Below are 25,443 nucleotides of genomic sequence, written 5' to 3' on the forward strand. Positions count from 1 at the left end.
CAAACATGGAAAAACAGAGGGGCAAGCACCCCTCCCCGGTAAAAAATTTAGAAGTTCAGGCTCAGGCTGGCCGCCACATTGCGGCCCGGCTTGGCGTAGCGCTCGATCTCGGCACGGCTGGCGGCCGTGGTGCCGGCGGACAGGCTGCGCGAAGCCGCGTAATCCCAGTACTTGCGATCCGTCAAGTTGTACACGCCGACGACGATCTTCGCGTTCTTGTGCACGTTCCAGTAAGTCGACAAGTCGAAGATGGTGTACGACGGCACCTTGAAGCGCGGCGCGGTCGTACCCATCAGCAAGTCGTTCGGCGCCTGCTTGTCGCCGGCATGCAGCGCCGTCAGTTCCAGGCCGAACAGCATGTTGGTGTGGTCGTAACCGAAGGTCAGCGCCGTCTTGGATGGCGCCACCGAGGCCAGGCCGCCGCTCTCGCCCGTCCGGGTATTGAAGGAGCGGCCCTTGGCCACGCCCGTGGCCAGGTCGACACGATAACCCTGCATGGCCGGTGCCCAGGCGCCCAGCTCCGCGCGCAGGGTCAGCTCCCCGCCCCAGGTACGGGCATCGCCGATGTTTTCCGGGCGGAACAAACCCTGCACGATGGTGGGATAGTTCACGGGATCATCTTCCTGCATCACGTACTCGATCATGTTCTTGTATTCCGTCTGGTAGACGGACGCGTGCATGCTCAAGCCCTTGACGATGTCGCCCTTCAAACCCAGTTCATAGGCCTGGCTGGTTTCCTTGCGCAAATTCGCATTGCCCAGCACGGCATAGCCCGTCCCCCTGCCCGTGTAGCTGAAGGAATCGTAGGTACCGGTGCGCTCGGCCGCCGTCGGCAGGCGCGTGCCGCGCGTGAAGGTGGCATACGCGTTCATTTGCGGCAACACTTCCACGGACAGGCTCAGGCTCGGCGTGAAATACGTGTCGCTTTCCTTGCGCACTTCCTTGGCCGCGTTCGGCACGGCGATCACATAGTTTTGCAGGTTTTTCGGCTCGTTCTTGCGGTAGTCGGCACGCAAGCCCGGCGTCAGCACGGCTTTCTTGCCGGCCAGATTGAAACTGAGATCGTCGCGCACGTACAGGGCCAGCTTGGTCGTGTCCATGTCGGCCATGCGGTTCTTGTTGGTGATCTGATGCTGGCCGGTGGCAACGATGACGCGGTCTTCGCGCCACGGGCGGCGCGTTTTCAGCTGTTCCAGCTGCACGCCGTACAGCAGCGCGTTGTCCGCATTGAGCTGCTTGAACGCTTCCGACGTCAGGCCGATGCTGTCGTTCTTGAAGCTGGTGTCGATGGTACGCTGTGCCGGGCTGCCGAAGGTGTAGAGGCCTTGCGTCCTGTCATCGGTTTTCGCATTCTGCAGATACACTTTCGACGTCAGGCGGTCGAACAGGGCGAAATCCTTGAGCACCACGTCGTGGCCCAGGCTGACGCGCGTGCGCCTGGTGGTGGAATCCTGCTGCACGCCCGTCGGATAATACGTGCTGACCTTGTTGCGCAGATCGCGCTTGTTCTTGCGCTCGAACATGTCGACCGTCAAGTCCAGCTTCTGTTCGCCCGGCGACGCCCACACCAGCTTGGACAACAAGGCGTTCGAATGCCAGTCGTCGGGGTTGACGCTGGCGCTGCCGCGGCTGTCGAGCTGCTCGCCATCGCGGTGCACATACACGGCCAGGCCTTGCAGGCTGGCGCCGAGCTTGGCGGCGCCCGTCAGGGTGTGCGCATTGCTGCGGTCGGCCGTGGCGCGGCCGTATTTATAGGCCACGTAATGGTCTTGCCCTTCACCCAGATAATCCTCGGGCGACTTGGTGACAAAGGCCACGCCACCGCCCAGGCCAGGGCTGGCGCCGCTGACGGCCGTCGTGCCCGAATCGATGCGTACTTCGCGGAAGGTTTCAGGATCGAAATAATCACGGCCCGTGCCGAAGGCGTTGAGGGTATTGCCATCAGGCTTAGGTGCCGCGGCGGGCAAGGAAATGCCATCGACGTCCAGGCTGACCCGGTTGCCTTCCAGGCCGCGGATGTTATAGCCCGTGTTGCCCGAACCATCCCACACGCTGCCGCTGCCCGAAGCCGCTGCCGGCGCGCTGATCAATGGCAAATAACGCACGATGCCGCCCATGTCCGTCACGCCACGGCGCTCCAGGTCGTCGTTGCTAATAACCGTCTTGGTGCCGGCGCGGCGCTCGTAATCCTGCTTGGCATTGACGACAATTTCAGGGAAAACCGGCAGCTTGGCCGGTTCCTGGGCGGCCGTGCCCGCGTTGATGGCGGCATTTTGCGCAACGGCAGGCAGCATCGGCGCTGCAAACAGGCCCAGCAAGGTGGCGCGCAGCACCAGGTTGTGGCGGCGGGCAGGCTGATGGGCTGAAGATACGACGGGTGCAGCGGTGCGCTGCGGAAGCACAGTAGTCATGATGGTCCGGTCTAAGAGTAAAGGCTGGCTCTTGAACCCGGATCGATAACGATGCGCAAGGGAAGTTTGCTGGCGAAAACAATACTGTAACACGAATCATTCTCATTTGAGAATGACAATTGGTCTAGACAGATGTTATTTCGCAACAATTATAAAAATGCCAGCCTGGAGGGCTGGCATGGCTGGCATCTTGGGCTGATGTCAGGCTGGCGGATGGGCCAGCTTGCGCGCCTCGGCCTGCGCGCGGCGGCGCTCGGCAAAGAAACGCTTGAGAAAAGCGCCGCACTCATCGGCCAACACGCCGCCGACGATAGCCGTCTGGTGGTTCAGCGCCGGCTGCTCGAACAGGTTCAGCACGGAACCGCAGGCGCCCGTCTTCGGGTCGCCCGCGCCATACACCACGCGGGCCAGACGCGCATGCAGCATGGCGCCCGAACACATCACGCACGGCTCCAGGGTCACGTACAGCTCGCAGCCGGGCAGCCGGTAGTTGCCCAACTTTTCGGCGGCCGCGCGCAAGGCCATCACTTCCGCGTGCGCCGTGGGGTCGTGGCGGCCGATGGGCTGGTTGTAGCCGACGGCGATGACTTCGCCATCCTTGACGACAACGGCACCAACGGGCACTTCGCCGAGGTCCCACGCATGCTGGGCCTGGTCCAGGGCCAGCTGCATGTAGCGCGCATCCTGCGCGCTAGCGTGCATTTCAGTCATCGGTTACTTCTGCCCAGCAATTCGGCGTTTCATGCAGCACCAGCTTATGCAGGTGCAAGCCCGTGCCGAAATGGTCGGTAAATGCGGCCTTCAAAATGTCGAAGGCGATGCGCGCCAGGTTTTCCACGGTCGGGATGCGGTCGATGACGACGGTTTTATGGTCGGGCAGGCTGGCCAGGAAGTCGCGCACGGCCGTGTCTTTTTCGTAGACGAGGAAGGCGTGGTCCCACACGTCGACCAGGTGCTGCTTAGCCAGGGTTTTTACGTCGGAAAAGTCCATGATCATGCCATTGTCGGAATTGCCTTCCGCTTCGATGACCTTGCCGACCAGGGTGATTTCCACCGTGTAGCGGTGGCCGTGCAGGTTGCGGCACTGGCTTTTGTGGTCGGGAATGCGGTGGCCCGCGTCGAATTCGAGCTTGCGTGTGATAGTCAGCATATGTGTTGTTAAGGTATTTGCAGGAGTTTATGGGTTTGCAGGCTCAGCTTCCACTTCGGGTTGCTTTTGCACGTTTCGATGGCCAGCTTCATGTTGTGCGCAGCCAGGGGGCCATCCATCGCCTGCACGAAGAAGTTCTCGAAATCCAGTTGTTCGTAGGCGGCCAGGTCTTGCTGGAACTGGGGAATGACCACCTTGATTTCATTGCCTTTGTGGACGACCAGTGTCGAACCCATCTTCGGGCTGACGCAGATCCAGTCCACGCCGGCCGGCACGGGCAAGGTACCGTTGGTTTCGATGGCGATGGTAAAGCCGACCGCGTGCATGACGTCGATCAGGGCCGTATCCAGCTGCAGCAGCGGCTCGCCGCCCGTAAACACCACGTATTTGCTCGGTGCGTAGCTGGCCGGCCACAGGCTGTCGATCAGCGCGGCGAGTTCCTGCGGCGTCTTGAATTTGCCGCCCAGTTCGCCGTCGGTGCCGACGAAATCCGTGTCGCAGAACTGGCACACGGCCGTGGCGCGGTCGCTTTCGCGGCCCGTCCACAGGTTGCAGCCGGAAAAGCGGCAAAACACGGCCGGACGGCCCGCGTGCGCACCTTCGCCCTGCAGGGTGTAAAAAATCTCTTTGATGCTATAAGTCACTGTATTTCCTAAGAGCTGGCTGGCGTCCTCGCGCAGGGCGTACGCAGCGATGCCGGCGCATACCGCCGGAACCGCAAAAGCCGATTGACAACCCTCTATTATATGCCGCCACGACACTTCCCGTGCAAATGCCGTGCCCGTCACCTGGCCGTGCGGCGCCAAAGGACCAGAAAGCCACGGCGAAAGGCATAACTGCGCGGCTTTTGCGTTTAGACAATATAAATAGCCCACAGTTAATATATTTTCTGTAATAAGATTGCCTTCTGGAAAACATTTAGGGAGCGAGAAATGATGCAACGCTGGCTACGCCTGCCGTACCGTCTGAGCATTCTGGCCTGTCTGGCGGCCAGCGCACTCGCCACCCTGCACGCCGGATACGCGGCCGGGCCAAAGCTGCCGGCCGGTGCGCCCTCCCCTTTGATGCTGGCCTGCGCTATCCTGCTCGGCGCGCTCGCGCTGCTGCTGTGGCGCCAGCACCGCCTGGCGCTGCGCCTGCAGGCGCTGGAACAGCTGCGCGAAGAGGCCGAGCAGGCGCGCCTGACCAGCGGGCAGCAGCAGGCGCGCGAGCAGGAACGCCTGCGCATCGGGCGCGACATCCACGACGACCTGGGCCAGCATCTGCTGACCCTGAAGATCGACCTGTCCATGCTGCAGACCAGCACCCATGACGCGGCGCCCCAGCTGGAGCAACAGCTGGCCGTGATCGCGCGCAATGTCGACCTGACCATCGCGGCGCTGCGCTGCGTCATCCATGACCTGCGCCCGCCTGCCCTCGACGCGGGCCTGCAAGCGGCATGCGATGAACTGCTGGCCGACTTCACGCGTACCACCGGCATCGGCTGCGGCTGCGACTACCAACTCGACGCCGCCGCCGGCCGCACGCATGGCGCCTTGCTGTACCACGTGGTGCAGGAAGCGCTGGCGAACATTGCCCGCCATGCGCGCGCCACGCATGTCCAGCTGTGCCTCCAGCAAACGGGCGCCACCGTGGCTTGCCGCATCAGCGACGATGGCATCGGACTGTCGGGCTCGCCGCCGCGCCTCGGTTGCGGCCTGTCCGGCATGCATGAGCGCGTGGCCGCCGCCGGCGGCAGCCTGCACATCGACAGCCGCAGCGGCGCCGGCACCACCTTGCGCGTGTCGCTGCCCCTGCCGGTCTGCCACGACGAAGCAATGGTCCATCACTGAAAATATTGCTCAATATCAACACCGTCACTACCCCACGCTGCATCATGGCCAACGAGCCAGCCCCATTCACGCCCGAGAAGGATGCTTTCATGCCGGATAGCCACGCACATGCCAGCCCATCGCCATATGGTGAAGCCCAGGGTTTCGCCGTCAAGATGATGGAATTGCTGGTCGTGCCCACCTTTGTACTCGATGTGCATGGCAAGGTGATGATCTGGAACCGCGCCTGCGAGCAGTTGACGGGCGTACCGGCGGCCGAAGTGCTGGGTGCGCGCGAACCGGGCCGCTGCTTTTACAACGACGAGCGCCCCACGCTGGCCGACCTGCTGCTGGCCGGGCGCGGCGGCGACATGCGCGCCCTGCATACCCAGCAGCAATACCGCAGCAGCACGGGTAGCAACCTGTGCGCGGAAAACTGGTGCGACATGCCGCGCACGGGACGGCGGCGCTACCTGGCCGTCGATGCCAGCCCCATCTACGGCAATCACGGCGAACTGATCGCCGTCGTCGAAACCCTGCGCGACATGACGGATGAAAAGCGCGCACACGTGGAACTGGAACGCCTGGCCACGCGCGACGGCTTGACGGGGCTGGCCAACCGGCGCTGCTTCGACGACACCATCCTGGCCGAGTGGCAGCGCGCCCAGCGGCAGGGCCAGCCGTTGTCGCTGCTGATGGTTGACGTCGACAATTTCAAGGAATACAACGACAGCCACGGCCACCAGGGCGGCGACCTGTGCCTGCGCAAGGTCGCCGGCGCCGTCGCCAGCGAAATGCGCGCCAACGACCTGGTGGCGCGCTACGGCGGCGAAGAGTTTGCCGTCATCCTGCCGAACCAGTCCCTCAAGGGCGCGGCCATCGTGGCTGAACGCATCCGCCATCGCGTGGAGCGGCTGCAACTGCCTCGCAAGCGTCCGGACGGCGCCTGCGTCACCGTCAGCATCGGCGCCGCCACGGCCCTGCCCGGTCCCGGCACGGAGCTGGGGCAGCTGATCCATACGGCCGACTGCGCCCTGTACCGCGCCAAGCACCTGGGCCGCAACCGCATCAGCCTGCCGGAAACGACGCTGACGTAAGCAACAAGTACCAGTATCAGGAAACACGACCAAATTTGGTGTATATTTGGTCCTGTCACAATTTTTCGCATCCGGAGCCGCCATGAACCTCAAGGAGCGCATCAAGCCGATTTCCTACCTTAAGGCCAATACGACGGAGATCGTCAACAGCTTTGACGCTGGCCAGGACGAGCCCATCATCATCACGCAAAATGGCGAAGCAAAAATGGTCGTGCTATCGATGCACGCGTATCAGGAAGGCAAGCGGCAAGTGCAGCAGATGCAGGAACAGCATGCGTTCATGAAACTGATCGCCATGGGCAACCAGGACATCGCGCGCGGCGACGTCGTGTCCGAAGAAGATTTCCTGGCCAGCCTCGACCAGGCTTGAGATGACGCACATCGTCGTGCTGAAGAGCGCGCAAGCCGATTTCAATGAGCTGCGCAGCGTTTTCAAGGCGCACCACACTGCCGCCGCGCATGCGCAGTTCATCGTCGCTTTCCGGCAATTATTCTCTGATCTGAAAACCTTTCCCGACAGCGGCACGCCCGTCGAAGCCGCTCGCGAAGTCGGCATGGACGTGCGGCAACGCCTGTGCGAAGAGATTCGCGTCCTCTACCACCATGACCGTACGCACGACATCGTGTACATCCGCATGTTCCTGCCGACCCGGCGCGACTTTCTGACCCACCTCACCAAGCGCATCCTGCGGCCCGACTTTTAAAGCCCCTATGCACGGCGGCACGAATATTCTATGCTGCGGCGTTGCACTTTCCACATTTCCAAAAAAAGAAGGAGCCCCCGTGTCAAGAATCATGCCTGCTTTATTACCCGCTTTCGCCCTGGCCCTGTCGGCCATGGCCTCGTCGAACCTGGGCGCAGCACCCGTCAAACCGGCGGCCGCCCACAGCGCCGCCGCCAGCAAAGCCGATTTGCTGCCGTTCAAGGCGACGGAAAAGACCTTGCCCAATGGCTTGAAGATCATCATCGTGCCGACCGGTTTCCCGAACCTCGTCTCCCTGCAGATACCCGTGCAGACGGGCTCGCGCAATGAAGTCGAGCCGGGCAAGTCCGGCTTTGCCCACTTCTTCGAGCACATGATGTTCCGCGGCACCAAGGCGTACCCGCCCGAAAAATACCAGGAAGTCATCACCCGCGCCGGCGCGCGCCAGAATGCGTATACGAGCGACGACCTGACCAATTACCACACGACGTTTGCCAAGCAGGACCTGGAAACTGTGCTGAAGGTGGAAGCGGACCGCTTCCAGCACCTCGACTACGCGGAAGACGCGTTCAAGACGGAATCGCGGGCCGTGCTGGGCGAATACAACAAGAACAGCGCCAATCCCGTCTCGAAACTGTTTGAAGTGATGCGCGACAGCGCCTACACGACGCATACCTACAAGCACACGACGATGGGTTTTATCCAGGATATCGAAGACATGCCGAACCAGTACGCGTATTCGAAGATCTTCTTCGACCGCTGGTACCGTCCCGAGCGCACCACCATCATCATCGCCGGCGACGTGGAACCGCAGCACGCCATTGCGCTGGTGGAAAAATACTGGAGCGGCTGGCAGCGCGGCAAGCAGCAGGCGGCCGTGCCCGTCGAGCCCGCGCCGCGCGGCCCCGTCTACAAGCACGTGGCCTGGCCCACGCCGACCCTGCCATGGGTGGCCGTCGGCTTCCACGCGCCCGCGTTTTCCGTGAAGGACAAGGACCAGGCGGCACTGGCAACGTTGCTGTCGCTGTCGTTCGGCCGCACCTCGCCGCTGTATAAACGCCTCGTGCAAAACGAGCAAAAGGTCGACCAGCTGTTCGAAATGACGCCGGACCGTGTCGATCCTACCCTGGCCGTGCTGGGCGCGCGCGTGAAAAACGTCGATGACGCCGTCTACGTGCGCGACGCCATCCTGGCCACCGTGGCGCGGCTGCGCGACACGCCAGTGAGCGAAAAGGACCTGGCGGACGCCAAGTCGGCGGAAAAATACGGTTTGATCCGCTCGCTCGACAACACGGAGCAGATCGCCGGCACCCTGGCGTCGTTCGTGCATTTCGACCGCTCGTATGCCACCATCAACCAGTACTACCGCCTGATCGATACGCTCACGCCGGCCGACCTGCAGGCAGCCGCGCGCAAATACCTGACGGACGATGGCCTGGTGGTCACCACCCTGTCGCATCAGCCGATGGCCGCCGCCATCGCCACCACGCCGAAGCTGGCCAGCCTGCTGCCGGCCGCCTCGAACGCGAAGTTCGACGTGCTGGTGCAAAAGTCCGCGCTGCCGCAAATCCGCTACAAGCTGCTGTTTATGGCCGGTTCCGCGCAAGACCCGCAAGGCAAGGAAGGCCTGGCCGCGCTGACGGCGTCCATGGTGGCGTCCGGCGGCTCGTCCGAGCGCAAGATCGACGAAGTCAACCAGGCCCTGTTCCCGCTGGCCGGCAGTTTCAGCCAGCAGACGGACAAGGAAATGACGACGTTTACGGGTTCCATCCACAAGGATAACTGGACGCAGTTCAACGCCATCGCCCTGCCCCTGCTGCTCTCGCCCGGTTTCCGCGAAGACGACTTCCGCCGCCTGAAGGATGCGCAAAAGAACGCGCTGCTGCTGGACTTGAAGGACAATAACGAAGAGGAATTCGCCAAGGAACGCCTGCAAACGAATGTGTATGCGGGCACGCCGTACGGCCACCCGGTGCTGGGCACGGTCGCCGGCATCGACGCCATCACCCTCGACGACGTGAAACAGTTCTGGAAGAGCGCGTATGCGCAAGGCGCCGTCAAAGTAGGCATTTCCGGCGACGTGTCCGAGGCCATGACGGCGTCACTGACGCAGGCGCTGGCAGGCTTGCCGGCCGGCCCGGGCTTGCCCGCCACCGTCAAACCCGCGGGCCGCAAGGCAAACGGCCTGGAAGTGGAAATCATCGAGAAAAACACGCGCGCCACGGCCATTTCCTTCGGCCTGCCTTTGGATGTGACGCGCACGCACCCGGACTTCCCCGCCTTGTGGCTGGCGAAGACATGGCTGGGCGAGCATCGCGCCTCGAATTCCTATCTGTACCAGCGCATCCGTGAAATCCGCGGCATGAACTATGGCGATTACGCGTACATTGAAGCCTTCCCGCGCGGCATGTTCCAGTTCTTCCCGAACCCGAACCTGGGCCGCAAGGCACAGCTGTTCGAAATCTGGATCCGCCCCGTGGCGCCGGACAACGCCCACTTCGCGCTGCGCGTGGCCCTGACGGAATTGGGCAAGCTGATCGACAACGGCCTGACCCAAGACGATTTCGCCACCACGCGCGACTACCTGATGAAGAACGTCTTCGTCATGACGTCGACGCAAGACCAGCAACTGGGCTATGCGCTCGATTCGCAATGGTATGGCACGCCCGAGTTCACCAAGCTGATGCGTGATGGATTGTCGACACTGACGCTGGCGGACGTCAACCGCGCCATCAAGCAACATTTGTCGGCAAAGAACCTGTCCGTGGTGATCGTCGCCAAGGATGCGGCCGGCTTGAAGGAAAAGCTCGTCAGCGACGCGTTTTCTCCCATCAAGTACGACGGCAACAAGCCGCAAGCCTTGCTCGATGAAGACAAGGTCATCGGCGCGATGAAGCTGAACATCCAGCCGGCGGCCGTCACGGTGACACCGGCGGCGCAGGCGTTCGCGAAGTAAGCGCAGCAAAAAATAACGCACCAAGTAAATGCAATCATGGCCGCCAGCATAAAGCTGGCGGCTTTTTTTATGCACAGAAATGGCGCATCGCAACATCAGATTACGATTATCTGCCGATATTATCTCGCCTCGCCGGGAACATCATAGAGGCTCCGCCACCGCACCAGAATAGTGCATCTGCAACATATTACAAATGTAAAAGTTTGCAACTTGAATGGACATCCGCAAAACAACAAAAAGTAACAATGACAGAGAATAATTTTAAATTATTCCTTATAAAACAATAAGTTAATAATATTATGTTGTGTTTTTTTCATTAATTATTTATCAATTTCAAGACATTTCTTAACATAAAATCTTTTTCCTGCCATCAATTTTTTACCAAATATGTAAGCATAAAAATATTCTGTATAAACTGTTGTGTCAACGTGACAATGTTGAAAAAAGCATGGCGCAACTTTTCTGAAAATGTTTTGATAAAGGTCTAGGCAATACTGTTTATACGGTTTTGCAACAAAAATCGCTGAAGCGATCCACTAGACCGGGAAAGTCGCGCATCGTACAACGATGTCCGACCATGTGTTCAGCAGTTGAAATTCGATGGAGAATATTTTGCTTAAAAAAATAGTCTTAAAACAAAGTGTGATCGCAGTCGCCTTGACCTTGTCTTCCTCGCAATTGGTCTACGCGCAACTGGCACCGCAGGAGCCAGCGCTGCAAAAAATTCTCATTACCGGTTCGAACTTGAAGCGGGCCGACAAGGAAGGCACCTCCCCTGTCGACGTGATTACCGCCAAGGATATCAAGGACAGCGGCGCATCGACCGTTGCCGAACTGATGAAACTGGTGCCATCGATGGGCACCGATACCAACCAGGACCAGCTCGGCGGTTCCGGTTTTGCCAAGGGTGTCGCCACCGCTTCGCTGCGCGGCCTGGGCTCAAGCTCCACCCTGATCCTGTTGAACGGACGGCGCATGACGCCATCGGCCTACGCCGACCCGAACAACGGCAACTCCACCCTGTATGACTTGAACAGCATCCCGTTGTCCGCCCTGGACCGCGTCGAAATCCTGAAAGACGGCGCATCGGCCGTCTACGGCTCGGACGCCATCGGCGGGGTCATCAACTTCATCACCAAATCGAACTATCGCGGTGCGCAAATCGCCGGTAACGCGGGCGCCAACGACGATGGTTTGTTCCGCCGCAAGAACGTCAGTGGCTTCTTCGGCACGGGCGACCTCGAAACCGATGGCTACAACGTCTTCGCGGCCGTCGACTTCTCGCAACGCGACCGCGTTGCCCGCCGCGACGCCAAGGATGTCGCCTACTCGACCTACCAGGACTTGAACGGCCGCTTCCGCTCCAACTACTCGAGTTCCGTCTCGAAATACGCGACCGTGTACCGCGAATCATCGCCAGGCTCGCGCAACTTCGGCGTGACGCAAGCGAACGCGCCACAGCGCGTGACGTTCAATCTGGGCTGCGACCCGTCTGAACGCATTACGGGCGGCACCAAGGATGGCCTGCTGCCAACGAGCATCCTGATTGGCCGCACCTTCTGTAACTATGACCTCGATCAATTCCTCGAAAGCCAGGGCGACGGCCGCGATGCCAGCGTGTTGAGCCGCGGCACCTTGAAGCTCAGCAGCAGCATCACCGGCTACGCGGAAGCGGCTTACACGCGCTCCTCACGCTCGTACACGGGCGCGCCGATCTCCCTCGGCACGACCTCCGTCACCAACTACATGGCGACGGGCCTGGCCGACCCATTCCAGGCCATCCTGCCGATTGGCCATCCGGACAACCCGCTGACGAATGCCCGCGCATCGGTTGCCTACCGCTTTGAAAACCTGCGTGGCGGCTCGGAAACGGTCAACCAGAACATGCGTTTGCTGACGGGCCTGCAAGGCGATCACTTCGGCTGGAGCTGGGACACCGGCTTGCTGTGGAACCGCTCGGAACGCGATGAAACGCAATATGGCCGCCTGTACCTGCCAACCTTGCGCAAACTCAATACCGGCACGTCGCTGGCGCAGTTGGCGGCCGATCCGACCATCGGCTACGATCCGAAAAGTGAAGGCGTAGCGGAAATCGTCCAGCTCGACGGAAAGGCCAGCACGGAATTCGGCAAGCTGGGCGGCGGGGCCATGGGCCTGGCCATCGGCTTCGAACTGCGCCAAGAGAAAATCCGCATCGATCCGGACAGCAAGGTGGCCAACGGCGAAATCTACGGACAGTCGAATACCATTATCGACGGCCAACGCAACGTCAAGTCGGCCTTCGTCGAGCTGCGCACGCCATTCACCAAGAGCTTCGAGATGGACTTTGCCGGCCGGGTAGACAAATATCCTGGCATCAAAACCAACTTCGTGCCGAAAGTGGGCGCCAAGTGGACCGCCACGGATACGCTGGCCTTCCGCGGCACGTATGCCGAAGGTTTCCGCGCTCCCGCACTGTCGCAAGTGACGCCAGGCGGCGCGCAATTCTTCCTGCAAGGCGTGTGGGATCCGAAACGCTGCCAGGAAGATGAAAGCACCCCGCGTCCCGGCGGCGTGACGGCCGACTGCAGCAAGTCGATCTCTGGCGTCGGTGGCGCCAATCCGGACCTGAAGCCGGAAACGTCGAAAAGCTACTCGCTGGGCCTGATCTACTCGCCAACCTCCAACATCGACGTGGTCGTCGACGTGTACCGCGTGCGCAAGGAAAAAGAAGTGGCGCTGGGTACGGCCAGCGAAGCGCTGAAGAACGAAGACCGCTCGCCGGAAAACGTCCTGCGCGACCAGAACCCGGCCAACTTCATCACGGACGCGAACGGCAATCCGATTCCCGGCACGGGCACCTTGTTGTCGGTCAAGACGCCTTGGTCCAATCAGGGTTCGACCGAACTGCGCGGCGTCGATTTCGAAGGTCGTCTGCGTAACAAGCTCGGTGAATGGGGTTCGCTCAGCACCGCCTTGCGCGGCACCTACGTCTACAGCTACAAGCTGGAACAGCACGAGGGCGACACGGTCAACAACGTCGCGGGTACCCGTCCTAACCTGTACGACTGGCAATTGTCCACCGGCACCGACATGCCGAAGGTCAAGGCTTCGCTGACCACCAACTGGACGCGTGGCGACCATAGCGTCAACGCCTCGCTGAACTTCGTTGGCAGCGTATCGCTCAAGCGTAGCCGCGACGGCGCCGAGATCTACGACCAGCCCTTCTGCTCCTTTGGCACGAAGAAGCCTACCGATGCGGCGCCGGATCGCAATACCACGATCCCTGGCTACGAAACGGCCTTCCCGGACTGCAAGGTCGCCAGCTGGACCACGGTGGGCCTCGGTTATACATACACCGGCTTCAAGAACCTGAGCCTGGGCATCAATATCCAGAATCTGTTCGACCGCGCCGCACCGTATGATCCCGACTACCCAGCCGTCGGCTACAACGAAGGCTTGCATAACGCCTATGGCCGCTACTTCACCTTCAATGCGCGCTACACGTTTTAATTAACCGCACGCAGAGACCAACGCCTCCTTCGGGAGGCGTTTTTTGTGACCACTACTCGAAGGGATTGGCCACCGACGTCACCTCGGGCGGCGGCAGCTGATCGGGCAGTTCCTGCTTTTCCAGCTGCGCCACCACGTCGCCCAGCAGTTTTTGCAGCTGTTTGGCCAGGGCCAGGCCCGGCTTGTCCAGGGTCAGGTCGATGTCGCCGCTGATGCTGATGCGGTCGATCCGGTTTTCGATGGTCAGGCTGCCGATTTCCAGCACATCGCTTTCATTGGCATACGGGACGAATTTCTTTGCGCACATGGGATTTCCTTTTTGACGGTCTTATTTCTTGGACTTGCTCTTCACCTTGGGCAAACTCAGCATGCGCAACTTTTGCTGGCGCGTCAGCGACGGTAACAGATCGATGCCGATCCTGTCTTCCAGTTGCGCAATGCTCAGCACTTCATACGTCTTGGTATCGACGTTTTCAATGAAGTAGGCGGCGCCGGCGCGCTGGCGCGGGCTGTACACGGCCTTGTACAGATGGCTGGGCACGATCACCCGGCCCACCTTGCGCAATTTGCCGCCAATAAAAGCCGGCCCCGTGATCACGTACAGGTCGCCTTCTTTTTTCGCCATCTTGCGCACGGCGCCTTCGATGCCGGCCCACACATAGCGGTTGTTGCGCGAATCTTGCGGCACCATGTTGGCCAGGGTAAAGCTGTCGCGCTGGCTCTGGCGGTCCGGCATGTCGCCGTTGGGCGCCATGTGGCCACGGTCGAAGCCGCTGCGCGCATAGTCGGCCAGCTCGGCACGCTGGGCGGCAGGCAGCTTGCGTTCGGCGTGGAAGGAGTTTTCGCGCGACAAATCCTGCGCCGCTTCGAGGTTGTTCGCCGTCAAGTGCTCGGCCGACCACAGCGGCGTGCGCGTGATACCCGAGTGCATTACGCCAAACACGTTGTAGCACAGCTCCTTGGTCGCCACGTCCAGCTTGGGGTTGGTGATTTCCGGCTTGCGGCCATCGACGTAATGGGCGGGACAGGCATCGGCATGCGCCAGGTTCGCGGCAAAGGCGGAAGCCAGCAAGCCGCACGCCAGGGTCAGCCTGGCGATCGATCGTTGAATCATATTTCCCTAAGTGAAATCTTTGCAGGCCAGCATTCTAGCGGACGCGGGCCGTCACCACAAACCCGCACCAGCCTGGCGTGCGCGCCTGGAAACGGGCAGGCAGGCGGGCCTGCGCAGAGCTGGCGCAAATAAAGGCCAACAGGCCCCGCACAGCCATTCATATCTGCTAAGATTGCCTAGATTCGTTCGCATCGACCATTCAAGATTTGGAGAGCATATGATCAAAAAAACCCTGCTGCTGATCGTCGTCGTCGTCGCCGCCATCCTCGGCTATGCCACCACCAAGCCCGACACTTTCAGTGTCCAGCGCGAAATCACCATCAAGGCCCCGCCCGAGAAAATCGCCGCCCTGATCACGGACTTCCATTACTGGGCTGCCTGGTCGCCGTGGGAAAAGCTCGATCCGGCCATGCGCCGCACGTTTACGGGCCCGGCCAATGGCCTGGGCGCGCAATATGCGTGGCAAGGCAATGACAAGGTGGGCGCCGGCCGCATGGAAATCACGGAAGCGGCCCAGCCCGAACGCACCGTCATCAAGCTGGACTTCCTCAAACCCTTCGAAAGCCACAATACCACCACGCTTACCATGACGCCCGAAGGCGACGGCACCAAGGTGAACTGGACCATGACGGGCCCCAGCCCTTACGTCAGCAAGGTCATGACGGTCTTCGTCAGCATGGACAGGATGATCGGCAAGGATTTTGAAAAAGGCTTGAACAACCTGAAGGCGGCCGCGGAACGCTAAGCCCGCTCGCAGCACATGGAAACAGGGCCCGCGCGGCCCTGTTTTACTTGGCGTCCCCTTTGCGGGGGCCATGCTCAGAACTGCTCGATCCAGGCGGCCAGGTGGTCTGGCGTAAGCGCCGGTTCAGCCTGCACTACCTTGCCCTGCAAGCCCGATTCCGTCTTGCTCAACTGCAGGGACCAGCCGCGCCGCGCCAGCCACAGCAAGCTGGCCAGCCAGAACGCGTGGATGGCTGAAACGGGCGTGGTGGTCGGCGTTTCCAGGAATTCCGTCAGCAGCCGTCCATCGAGGAACAGCGCCGTGCCGCCCTGGTTTTGCAGCGCCGCGCCAAACACGGGCAGCAGCATGTCGATCGCCTGCTCCACGCCACGCCCCGGATGTTCGCGCTCGAGCGTGTCGAGCTGCTGGCGCACGGCGGCGGCAAAGGCCGTGCCGCGGAACGCTTCCGAACTGACCAGGTCGGCATAATCCATCAGCAGCCAGTCCGGCTCGGGCGGCGTGACGCCGGCCGTCAGGGCCGCCGACAGATACGCTTCCACGGGCAGTTGCTGTTCCGGACCGGCCAGGCTGGCGCACAGGGCATACAGGGTGCCGATGCGGTTGGCAACGGCTTGCCGCTGGCGCACCATCAGCTTTTCGCGCAGCAACTGGGCGTGTTCATTGCGCAAGCGCGCCAGTTCCAGCGCCTGCTTGAGCTCCATGCGCAGGGCCGCGATATCCCACGGCTTCTGGATGTAGCGGTGGATCTGCCCCTGGTTGACGGCTTCCACCGTGTGCTCGAGTTCGGAATACGCGGTGGTCAGAATGCGCACGATGTGCGGATGGCGATCCCAGGCGTACGACAGCAGCTCGTTGCCGTAGGCGCCAGGCATGCGCTGATCCGACACCAGCACGGCGATGCGGTCGGCCTGCTCGTCGAGGATGCGCTTGCCCTCCTCGACCGAGGTGGCCGTCAGCACGTCGGCCAGCGGCGCAATGGCGCGCTGGAAGTATTTGAGGGCGTTGGCCTCGTCATCGACATAGAGTATCGTCGGCAAGCCTTGCGCCGGCTCACGCTGAGCCGGTAAACGCAGATTGGCGTCAATCATGCTCGTTCCTTATATGTACTGGAAAATTCAGGGTTACCGTGGTGGACGTGCCAAACTCGGTGGCGATATCGAGGTTGCCGCCGAACGACTGCATCATGCGGTGGCAAAACACCATGCCCCAGCCCTTGCCTTCGCCGCCGCCGGCACTGACGGGGTCGATCAACAGCTGTTCCACAATCTCGGGGGCGATGCCGGCGCCATTGTCGCGCACCGTGATGCGGCCGGCATCGATGCGGATGCCGATCGCAGGCCGGGCTTGCTCGCCTGCCGAACGCAAGGCATTCGCCAGCACGGACGATAATATCAGCGCGACGCAATTGGGCGACTCGGCTATGGAAAAATCTTCGCCCACTTCGACCGTGATGGCGGCGCGCTGGGCCGCGCTCAAGGGATAACTGTCGAGCAAGGCGTCCAGCAGCTGGCGCGCGCTGCCGGCGCGGCGTCCGCCCTGCATGCCGGGCCCGGCACTGGCCAGGCGCACCGTGTCGATAAAGCTGGCCAGGACGGACAGGCAATAGCGCGCATTGTCGTGCATCAAGGCGGCCGCTTCGCCGATCTCGGCCTGCGGCGCGGCGTCCGCCTGCGCGCGCCGCGCGATGCCGCGCGCAAAATTGGCAATGGCCGCCAGCGGCGTATTCAATTCATGTGCGAGGAAAGCCAGCGATTCCTCCATCGCCACCAGGCCCTGGCGGCGCGCGGCCCGTTCGCGGCCCGTCTGCACGGCCAGCTGCAGCGCCGTTTGCATGGCGGCCAGGTCGAGCGGCTTTTCCAGCAGGCGGAACAAGGTGCCGCCATTGATCAGCTCGAGCAGCACGTCCTTGTCCGCATAGGCGGTCACCAGCATGCAGACGATGTGCGGATAGCGCTGCGCCACTTCCTGCAGCAGCTCGCTACCCAGGCGGTCCGGCATGCGGTAATCGGTGACGAGCACGTCGATCTGGCCAGCCTCGTCTTCCAGCAAGGCCAGCGCCGCATCGACGCTCTGCGCCGTCAATACGCGGTAACGGGGACCGACTGCGCGCTCGAAATACTTGCAGGCGAGCGCTTCATCGTCCACGTACAGCACGCTGGCGCGGCTATCGCTGTCCATGCTAGCGGCCCTCCCAATCGGAGCGCTGCAAGTCGAAATTCATGCTGGCCCATTTGCCCAGCTCGCTTTCGGCGCTCAATGTTCCGCCGTGGCGCTCGATCACGCCATAGCTGATGCTCAGGCCCAAGCCCAGTCCCTGCCCCACTTCGCGCGTGGTAAAGAACGGCTCGAACACACGCGCCAGGTTTTCCGGGGCGATGCCGGGACCGTTGTCGCGCACGCTGATGCGCAGGCGCTTGTCATCCCAATGGGCAGTGATGCGGATCTCGAACGGCGGCGCATTACCCTTGCGCATGGACAGCACGGCATTGCCCAGCAAGTTGATCAGCACGCCCACGATGGCCGCCTCGTCGCCGCGCACCAGGGTGTCGACCGGCAAGTCGTGGCTGATGCTGACATTCTTCGTTTCATGGCCCACCAGGCGGATGGCCGCGTCGAGCGCGCTGCGGAACTGGAAGTGTCCCGTTTCCAGCTGGTTGCCGCTCTTGCGGTAGGCAAAGGTCTTCAAGTCAGACACGATGTGCTGCACGCGGAGCATGCCCTGCTTGGCGTCGGCCAGGCATTCGCTGACCAGCGCGCTTTGCTTGGCGATCGGGTCTTCGATGGCCACTTCGATGGCCATCATGCAGAAATTCACGGGGTTATTGACTTCATGCAGCATGCCAGCGGCCAGGGTGCCGATGGCGGCCATTTTCTCCTGCTGCAGCATCTGCCCCTTGATATCGGCCAGGCTTTTGTTGGTTTCTTCCAGCTGCGTGTTCTTTTGCGCCACTTCCGCCTTCAACTGGAACAGCATGAAGCGGGCGCGCTCGTTGAAATACGTAAACACGGCGCTGATGCTGGCCGACATGATGAGGAACAGGCAGTTGACGACAAACGTGCCCGGCAAGTCGAAGCCGCCCGCATGCCAGGCGCAGGCGCCCACGTACAGCAGGCAGGAGATGGCGCCGAAGACCATGTTTTGCCACAAGCCGAAAGCGAGCACGATGCCCGACGAATAGATGGCCAGGGTCATGCCCACATAATAGATCGAGGTGGCGCCTTCCGTGATGGCGATCATCCAGGCGATCATGATTTGCGGCAGGATCAGCCAGACAAACGTCAGCCCCTGGATGCGGTCTTGCGCCCAGCGCGTGCGCATGGCCAGCACGACGCAGAAGATCAGCACGGAGACGACGATGCGCGCGCTCGTAAACGCCGACTGCTTGTCCGGATACAGGGCCGAATCGAGGCCCATGCCCAGCAGGATCAGCACGATGCCCGTGTACGCCCCGCCGCGGCTGAATTCCAGGCGGAAGTCGCGCAAAACGGCCGTGTAGCCGGCGTGCAGGCCTGGGGTATCCATCAAGGAATGCTCACTTCCGCGAACACATTCACGCCCGTCGCGTCGACATAGATCAGCGGATCCGTCGCGTGCTCGGGCAGCAGGGCCGACAGGCCCGCTTCATTGCGATAGATCAAATGCCATTCGAGCAAATGCTCCATGCCGAATTTGCCCGGATTATTCGCATGCACATTGGTGACGAGCAAACGTCCGCCCGGCCCCACGCGCGAGGCGAAGTGCATCAGCAGGCGCGCGCACACCTTGTCGGACAGGTAGTCGAACAGGCCGGCGCAATACACGGCGTCGAAACTGCCGGGCAAGCCCGTGATGCCCGAGCCATGGCGGCGCTTGAGCAGGTTATGCACGGAGTCGTGCACATAATCGATCTCGACCACTCTCCCCGTGCGCTGCATGATGGTGGTCAGGCGCGCGCGCGTCCAGTCCAGGGTCTCGCTGCTGAAGTCGACCAGCTCGAAGGCCAGCCATTGCGCATCGGGGCATGTCTCGAGAAAACGCTGCACCTCGATGGCCGGGCCGCAACCCACGTTGAGCACTTTGTACACACGCCCGGCGGCGCGCGCTGCGGCCGCCTTTTGCGACAGGAATTCCGTCAGGATATCGATGCGGTTGCGGTGCGCGGTGGCCACGGCCGCCTGCAGGAAGGCCGCATTGACGATCTGAAAATACGTGCTCGGGCCCTGGCGCGGGTCGTCGAGCAGCTGGTTGACCATCTGGTAGTCGCCCGCGTAACCGAGCGGCTTGGTAAAGGTGCGGAAGACGAACGGTGCGCGCAGGATCAGCGGGTGCAGCGCCGCCTGGGCGAAGGCGCGGTGGGCCGGCGCCCGCTCTTCCTCGACGAGCGATGCTTCCACCTCGAGCTGGCGCAAGTAAAGCTGGGTCTGCTCCATCAGCGGCAAGGCCAGCTCATCGAAGATATCGGGGCGCAGCCGGCCGTTTTCCTTCGGCAGCGAGTCGGACAAGTCGACCTGCTCGACCCAGCGCGCCACTTCCGACAGGAAGGCGCGCATTTCGTTGACGACGATCTGGTAGTCGCGGCGGATGCGGAAGCGCTCGCCCCAGCCGGCGACAAAGGCGCTGGACTCTTTCAATACGGCGCCCTTGACGACGACCACGTCGCTCAATTCGCGCCACTCGTCGATCAGGGTCACGGAAACGATGGCGGTCAGGCCCGTGTTGACGCTGCTGATGACGACGGCCTTGCCGACGTAGGCGTTTTTCGCCCCCATCCGCACCGTCACGTCATTGAGCACCTCGCTGACCTGCACAATCGAGTATGGATTGTAGATTTCCATGACCAGCGAATTGCGCTGCAAGTTGAAAATCGTGCCGCGCACCGCCTCACCCTGGGTGTTGCGGAAACTGACGACTGGATCGATCTGCGATTGTGAATACACGATTGAGCATTATCAAGTTGCCCGGTTTCCGGCGCACCACACTGGTGACACCAGTTTCCAGGCTGGGTTAAGGCACGGCACACCGGTCGTTTGCCGCCGGCTCCGCCATCGCAATGGCGGTATTGCGGCGTCGCGCGACGCCGTGCCGGAGCGCCTCAAAGCGCATCTGTTCGCTCTCTGATCGAGTGTACTATGGATGTAGCAGAACGGGCAATTGTTCCCTCAGGAACGACTGCCCGTGGCGCTGGCGCGCAACGCCGGCGCTCATCCTGCGACGAACAAGGCCAGCGCATGACGTAACAGTTGCGGCGTTTGCCCGGTCCAGCGCTTGAACGAGCGGCGGAAGTTGGTGGCATCATGAAAGCCGAGGTAGGCGGCCACGGCGTCGTTGTCGTAGCCATGTGCCTGGAACAGATAAATCGCCTTGTGCGCGCGCACCTGGTCCAGCTCGGCCTGAAAATGCGTGCCATGGCGCGCCAGGTGGCGTTTCAGAGTGGCGGGACTGACGCCAAACTCCTGCGCCGTGCGCTCCAGGGTTGGCGCGCAGCGGATATTGGCCAGCAGATAATCGTACAGCGCACCGAGCAGGCTCGCTGCAGGTACTGGCGCCAGGGCCGCCGCGCGCAAGGCCAGCGCGGCCGCCGTGGCATTGCCGCGCGGCCAGGGTTTGTCGAGCAAGCTGGAATCGATGAGCATGGCGTCGACCTGGCAATCGAAACGCAGGGACTGCCCCAGGTGCACTTCGTGCTGCTCGACGTGACGGGGCCGCGCGCGGTTGAAGCAGAAGCGCCACGGCAAGGACTCTCCGGCCAGCCAGCGGCACATGGCCGCCAGCGCCGTCATGTGCATTTCCACGAGAAAAGGCAGCTGGCTCGGCGCGCCGAACGCGTCGACCCAGTACAGCACATGCATGTCGCCCGCTTCGCGCAAGCGCGGCTGCAGCAGCGGACACAGCAAGGTATGAAAATCGCACAGGATGGTCAATGCCTGGCGCAGGTTCTGCGCCTGCAACAAGGCATGGCTGGCCGCGCCGTAATGGCCGGGCAACATTTGCTGGCCCAGCATGAAGCTCGTGTCGGCACTGTCCAGGCCGCGCGCCACGTTGGTCAGCAATTGCAGGTATTGCGCGGCGCTGACCTGGCTTTCCTCAGACGGCAGCGCGCCACCATCGAGGCCCGTGCCCTTGAGCAGCGGCACCACGGACAACTCGCGGCTGCGCGCGTAGTCGAGCACCAGCGCCGGCTGGTGATGGGCTGCGATGCTGGGGTCGCTTTGCTGGTTCAGCGGCATCAGGCAGGCGCGGCGGTGCCGGCCCGGGGACCGGTGCTCCGGCCCGGCGTTTCCACGGCACGGCTCAGCTCGGCCAGCACCACTTCCGGCACGCCATCGGTGAGCGAGCAGGCATGGCGCAGGCTCAAGCGGATTTCACGGTTGTCGTTGGCGTGGTGGCGCATCTGCCCCACCATGGCGCACAGGTGGCGCGCCTTCACGGCTCCATCCTCGCGCGACACGCCCGGCATCAGCACGGCGAAGCGGTCACCCGCATAGCGGCACAGCAAATCGTCATTGCGCAGGTTCAGCAGCAGCATGTGGCCCACGGCTTGCAGCACGCGGTCGCCTTCGCGGTGGCCGTATTCGCGGTTAATCAGGTGAAAACTATCGATATCGAGCAAGACCAGCGCGCAATCGAGGCCGGGCCGGCGCTCCTGTTCCAGGCGCATCTGCGTGCGCAGGTAGCTGGCGTCGGCCAACTGCGTGATGCGGTCGAAGGCGCGGTGGTCGCGAAACAGGCGCTCGCGCTTTTGCAGGTGCTCGTTCAGGCGGAACTGTTCCTGGCGCCAGTAATACATGCCGATTGTTACCAGCAGCATGCCAAACGGAATCAAGCCTTCGAGCCAGTTATCCCACACGGCACTCTTGTCGACGGCGAAGAATTCGTCGAGGCAATCAGCCCAGGAGCCCAGCATGATGGCGCACAGGCCGCCGGCGATCAGGCTCGTCACCAGCCCGCGCGGGCGGCTGCTGAGGGTAAACAAAAACCAGATGCCCGCCATGACGGCCGTGCCGCCTTCGCAGACGATATCCATCCACTTCCAGATGGCGATCGGTTTAGGGTGCCCTAACGTGGCGTACAGGAACAAGAACAGGGGCAAGGCCAGTGCGGCGGCAATCAGGCTGTTACGGTGCAATGGCAGCATGTGGGAAAACCTTTAAAAGTGGTGCTGTCGCCACGATAGCGCCCGCCCATGACGGCACGATGACATGCCCCACGCCCGTGCGGCAGGTGCAAACGGCTCATCATTACCTTGGACGCTCATGCAAATACGGCATGCCGTGCCCCATGTGCCCACGACCGGCAGGTCATTTCAGCTCACCACGCTCCATTTCCAGCCGGAAAGCGTTCACGGTCCGTTGTTTTCAGGGTGGCAAGCCCTTGCCTGTCACGCAACCGTCATATTTGCTGCCTAGAATCCGCCCGGTTCCTTCCCCTAACCGAGCTCTTCATGAAAACCATGCACACTTCGACTCCCTCCCCGCTGCGCCTGACGGCCCTGGCCCTCGGCATCATGGCCGTCTTCAGCGGTCAAAGCCATGCGCAAGATGCAGACGGCCAGCCGGCCGCCACCGTGGTCGTCAGCGGCCAGCGCGCCAGCCTGCGCAACGCCATCGCGGCACAAGAGAAAGCCGACAACATCATCAGCGTCATCAGCAGCGACGATATCGGCGGCTTGCCCGATAAAAACGCGGCCGAAGCACTGGCCCGCTTGCCGGGCGTGTCCGTGCAGCGCGACCAGGGCGAAGGCCGCTACATCACGGTGCGCGGCCTGGGCCCGGACTTGAACGCCGTCACCATCAACGGCGCCCTCGTGCCGTCGCCGGAAGCGGGCCGCCGCGCCGTGGCGCTCGACATCCTGCCTGCCGGCCTGATCCGCACCTTGGAAGTCTCGAAGACTTTGCTGCCGGAAATGGACGCCAACTCGCTGGGCGCCACGGTCGAAGTGAAATCGCTGTCCGCCTTCGACTTGCCGGGCAAGCTGCTGTCGGCCAACGTGGGCGCCAGCTACGATGAAAAGACGGGCAAGACCAGCCCCAGCGGCGGCGCCCTGTGGGCCCAGCGCTTCCTCGGAGGCAAGCTGGGCGTGGCCGCCGGCCTGAGCGCGGAAAAGCGCTCGTTCGGCTCCGATGACGTGGAAACGGGCGGCGCCTGGAGCAAGGGGAAATTGTCCAGCCTGGAATTGCGCGACTACCTGCCCGTGCGCAAGCGCGGCGCCCTGGCCGTCAACCTCGACTACCGCCCCGAAGCGGGCAACAGCTGGTTCTTGCGCTCGTTCGTCAGCGAATTTTCCGACAATGAAGTGCGTGACCGCCTGACCATCAGCAATATCGCGGGCGGCAGCCTGGCCGAAGACCAGACGGCCAGCGCGCGCGCCGAGCGCCGCATCCGCCAGCGCAAGTACACGCAGCAAGTGCGCTCGCTCGTGCTGGGCACGCAACAGAAATCGGGCGAATGGACCCTGGACGTCAAAGGAGGCATGAGCCGCGCCACGGAAGACACGCCGGAATCCTTGAACGATGGCCGTTTCCGCGGCCTCAGCAATTTCGCCGGCATCAGCTTTACGGATACGCAGGAGCCGAAACTGAGCGGCCCCGCCTCGCTGTACGACCCGGCCAGCTACGCGCTCAACGCCATCACCCTGCAAAAGCGCTACTCGAAGGACAATGAACACCACGCACGCATCGACCTGGCGCGCAAGTTCGACATCGCCACGCTGAAATTCGGCGCGAAGGTCAGCCGCCGCGAAAAGACCAATGACACGGATCAATGGGCGTATAACAGCAGCAAGGCCAGCAGCGGCAATTACTGGGGCGCCGGTTCCACGTCGATGAGCAATTTCGTGCAGGGCCATACCCTCGACTATGATCTGGGCAACATCGGCGTGGCACTGGATCCGGCCCTGATACGCGCCCGCGTGGCGGGACTGGACCGCGCCAAGGCGCGCCTGGCCACGGAATCGATCATCAATGACTACCGCATGCATGAAGACATCAACGCCATGTATGTGCAGAACAGCTACGACTTCGACGCCTGGCACATCCTCGGCGGCGTGCGTGCCGAGCGTACCAGCTTTGAAGCGGCCGGTTCGCAAGTGGACAGCGCCGGCGTGGCAACGCCCTTGACGCGCGAGCGTTCGTACACCAACTGGCTGCCCAACCTGCAAACCCGTTATGACGTCGATCAAAAGACCAGCGTGCGGGCCGCCTGGACGCAAGCCGTCGTGCGCGCCAACTTCAGCCAGCTGGCGCCGGGCATCAGCCTGGCCAGCAATACGGAAGCCGTGATCGGCAACCCGGACTTGAAACCGTTGAAGGCGAACAATCTGGACCTCGGTATCGAGAGGGTGCTGGGCAACGACGGCGTGATGTCGGCCTACGGCTTCTACAAGGACATCAAGAATTTCACCTACACGACGAACCTGGCCGGCACGGGCCAGTGGACGGGTTACACGACGGCGACATCGTATGCGAATGGCGACGCGGCGAAAGTGAAAGGCATCGAACTGGCCTATATGCAGCCGCTGCGCATGCTGCCTGCACCGTTCAACAAGTTTCTCGTCGGCGTGAACGGCACCCTGAGCACGTCGAGCGCGCAAATCGGCCGTTTCGACAAGGCGACGAACAAGCAGCTCAACCGCGACATCCGCCTGCCGGGCCAGTCGAACCAGGTAATGAACTTGATGCTGGGCTATGAAACGGGGCCTGTCAGCGCCCGCCTGGCCCTCAACTACAAGTCGCCGTATCTGCTGGAAATGGGTAACGATATCCTCGACCAAAGCCAGGACCATATCGTCGCCAGCCAGAAGCAGCTTGATTTTTCGCTGTCGTACCAGATCAACAAACAGTTCCAGGTACTGTTCGAAGCGGCGAACCTGAACAACGAGAAATACTATGTCTACCAGGGCACGAAGCAATACAACGTGCAGAACGAACAATACGGCCGCACTTTCAAAGTGAGCTTGAAAGCCAGCGCCTTCTGATGATGATTTC

Annotated in this window: 20 protein-coding genes; 8 read left to right on the top strand and 12 right to left on the bottom strand. The window is 62.0% G+C overall.

Annotated features, from left to right (window positions below):
• Positions 1 to 47: 47 nt before the first annotated feature.
• The 4 genes from OPV09_RS16450 to queE form a co-directional block, all read right to left on the bottom strand.
• A complete protein-coding gene (locus tag OPV09_RS16450) occupies positions 48 to 2,411 on the bottom strand; it encodes a TonB-dependent hemoglobin/transferrin/lactoferrin family receptor (RefSeq protein ID WP_338678791.1) in 2,364 nt (787 codons plus the stop codon).
• 201 nt (positions 2,412 to 2,612) lie between these two features.
• Positions 2,613 to 3,122, bottom strand: a complete 510-nt coding sequence (gene tadA / locus OPV09_RS16455) for a tRNA adenosine(34) deaminase TadA (protein WP_319991540.1) — start codon at positions 3,120 to 3,122, stop codon at positions 2,613 to 2,615.
• Complete coding sequence (gene queD / locus OPV09_RS16460; RefSeq protein WP_034755997.1) at positions 3,115 to 3,561, bottom strand: 6-carboxytetrahydropterin synthase QueD; 447 nt, start codon at positions 3,559 to 3,561, stop codon at positions 3,115 to 3,117. The genes tadA and queD overlap by 8 nt, the downstream gene beginning before the upstream one ends.
• An 8-nt stretch (positions 3,562 to 3,569) precedes the next feature.
• A complete protein-coding gene (gene queE, locus OPV09_RS16465; protein WP_338678792.1) occupies positions 3,570 to 4,205 on the bottom strand; it encodes a 7-carboxy-7-deazaguanine synthase in 636 nt (211 codons plus the stop codon).
• Between the two features lie 288 nt (positions 4,206 to 4,493).
• On the opposite strand from queE, the gene OPV09_RS16470 reads away from it, so the two are divergent.
• The 6 genes from OPV09_RS16470 to OPV09_RS16495 all read left to right on the top strand — a co-directional run bounded on the left by OPV09_RS16470 (position 4,494) and on the right by OPV09_RS16495 (position 13,621).
• Positions 4,494 to 5,393, top strand: coding sequence for a sensor histidine kinase (locus OPV09_RS16470; protein ID WP_338678793.1), 900 nt, complete (start codon positions 4,494 to 4,496; stop codon positions 5,391 to 5,393).
• An 89-nt stretch (positions 5,394 to 5,482) separates the two neighbouring features.
• Positions 5,483 to 6,469 (top strand): sensor domain-containing diguanylate cyclase, encoded by a 987-nt coding sequence (locus OPV09_RS16475; RefSeq protein WP_257620405.1) that lies wholly within the window; start codon positions 5,483 to 5,485, stop codon positions 6,467 to 6,469.
• Between the two features lie 82 nt (positions 6,470 to 6,551).
• Entirely contained in the window at positions 6,552 to 6,839 is a 288-nt protein-coding gene (locus tag OPV09_RS16480; RefSeq protein ID WP_338678794.1) for a type II toxin-antitoxin system Phd/YefM family antitoxin, read from the top strand.
• A 1-nt stretch (position 6,840) separates the two neighbouring features.
• Positions 6,841 to 7,173 (top strand): type II toxin-antitoxin system RelE/ParE family toxin, encoded by a 333-nt coding sequence (locus OPV09_RS16485; protein ID WP_338678795.1) that lies wholly within the window; start codon positions 6,841 to 6,843, stop codon positions 7,171 to 7,173.
• A 91-nt stretch (positions 7,174 to 7,264) separates the two neighbouring features.
• Positions 7,265 to 10,129 (top strand): pitrilysin family protein, encoded by a 2,865-nt coding sequence (locus tag OPV09_RS16490; RefSeq protein WP_338678796.1) that lies wholly within the window; start codon positions 7,265 to 7,267, stop codon positions 10,127 to 10,129.
• A gap of 657 nt (positions 10,130 to 10,786) precedes the next feature.
• The gene (locus OPV09_RS16495; protein ID WP_338678797.1) at positions 10,787 to 13,621 is read left to right on the top strand and encodes a TonB-dependent receptor; all 2,835 of its coding nucleotides are present in this window, start codon (positions 10,787 to 10,789) and stop codon (positions 13,619 to 13,621) included.
• Positions 13,622 to 13,673: 52 nt separating this feature from the next.
• Here OPV09_RS16495 and OPV09_RS16500 read toward each other — a convergent pair whose 3' ends face one another.
• On the bottom strand, positions 13,674 to 13,928 hold the full coding sequence (locus tag OPV09_RS16500) for a hypothetical protein (protein WP_319991534.1): 255 nt from the start codon (positions 13,926 to 13,928) through the stop codon (positions 13,674 to 13,676).
• Between the two features lie 21 nt (positions 13,929 to 13,949).
• Positions 13,950 to 14,735 (bottom strand): DNA/RNA non-specific endonuclease, encoded by a 786-nt coding sequence (locus OPV09_RS16505; protein ID WP_338678798.1) that lies wholly within the window; start codon positions 14,733 to 14,735, stop codon positions 13,950 to 13,952.
• 217 nt (positions 14,736 to 14,952) lie between these two features.
• On the opposite strand from OPV09_RS16505, the gene OPV09_RS16510 reads away from it, so the two are divergent.
• Positions 14,953 to 15,480 carry an SRPBCC family protein gene (locus OPV09_RS16510; RefSeq protein WP_338678799.1) on the top strand — a complete coding sequence of 176 codons (528 nt, stop codon included), beginning with the start codon at positions 14,953 to 14,955 and terminating at the stop codon, positions 15,478 to 15,480.
• 74 nt (positions 15,481 to 15,554) lie between these two features.
• Here OPV09_RS16510 and OPV09_RS16515 read toward each other — a convergent pair whose 3' ends face one another.
• From OPV09_RS16515 to OPV09_RS16540, 6 genes are all read right to left on the bottom strand, one after another.
• Complete coding sequence (locus OPV09_RS16515; protein WP_338678800.1) at positions 15,555 to 16,568, bottom strand: response regulator; 1,014 nt, start codon at positions 16,566 to 16,568, stop codon at positions 15,555 to 15,557.
• A complete protein-coding gene (locus OPV09_RS16520) occupies positions 16,561 to 17,658 on the bottom strand; it encodes a hybrid sensor histidine kinase/response regulator (RefSeq protein WP_331776499.1) in 1,098 nt (365 codons plus the stop codon). The genes OPV09_RS16515 and OPV09_RS16520 overlap by 8 nt, the downstream gene beginning before the upstream one ends.
• A gap of 1 nt (position 17,659) precedes the next feature.
• The gene (locus tag OPV09_RS16525; RefSeq protein ID WP_338678801.1) at positions 17,660 to 19,003 is read right to left on the bottom strand and encodes a HAMP domain-containing sensor histidine kinase; all 1,344 of its coding nucleotides are present in this window, start codon (positions 19,001 to 19,003) and stop codon (positions 17,660 to 17,662) included.
• The gene (locus OPV09_RS16530) at positions 19,003 to 20,397 is read right to left on the bottom strand and encodes a class I SAM-dependent methyltransferase (protein ID WP_072453508.1); all 1,395 of its coding nucleotides are present in this window, start codon (positions 20,395 to 20,397) and stop codon (positions 19,003 to 19,005) included. The genes OPV09_RS16525 and OPV09_RS16530 overlap by 1 nt, the downstream gene beginning before the upstream one ends.
• Positions 20,398 to 20,661: 264 nt before the next feature.
• On the bottom strand, positions 20,662 to 21,687 hold the full coding sequence (locus tag OPV09_RS16535) for an AraC family transcriptional regulator (RefSeq protein WP_338678802.1): 1,026 nt from the start codon (positions 21,685 to 21,687) through the stop codon (positions 20,662 to 20,664).
• Positions 21,687 to 22,595, bottom strand: coding sequence for a GGDEF domain-containing protein (locus tag OPV09_RS16540; protein WP_070302561.1), 909 nt, complete (start codon positions 22,593 to 22,595; stop codon positions 21,687 to 21,689). Before OPV09_RS16540 ends, OPV09_RS16535 begins: the two co-directional genes overlap by 1 nt.
• A 315-nt stretch (positions 22,596 to 22,910) precedes the next feature.
• On the opposite strand from OPV09_RS16540, the gene OPV09_RS16545 reads away from it, so the two are divergent.
• Positions 22,911 to 25,433: a TonB-dependent receptor gene (locus OPV09_RS16545; RefSeq protein ID WP_338678803.1), complete on the top strand. Its 2,523-nt coding sequence runs from the start codon at positions 22,911 to 22,913 to the stop codon at positions 25,431 to 25,433.
• Positions 25,434 to 25,443 lie beyond the last annotated feature (10 nt).

It is taken from the genome of Janthinobacterium sp. TB1-E2, from assembly GCF_036885605.1.
Lineage (GTDB): Bacteria > Pseudomonadota > Gammaproteobacteria > Burkholderiales > Burkholderiaceae_D > Janthinobacterium > Janthinobacterium aestuarii.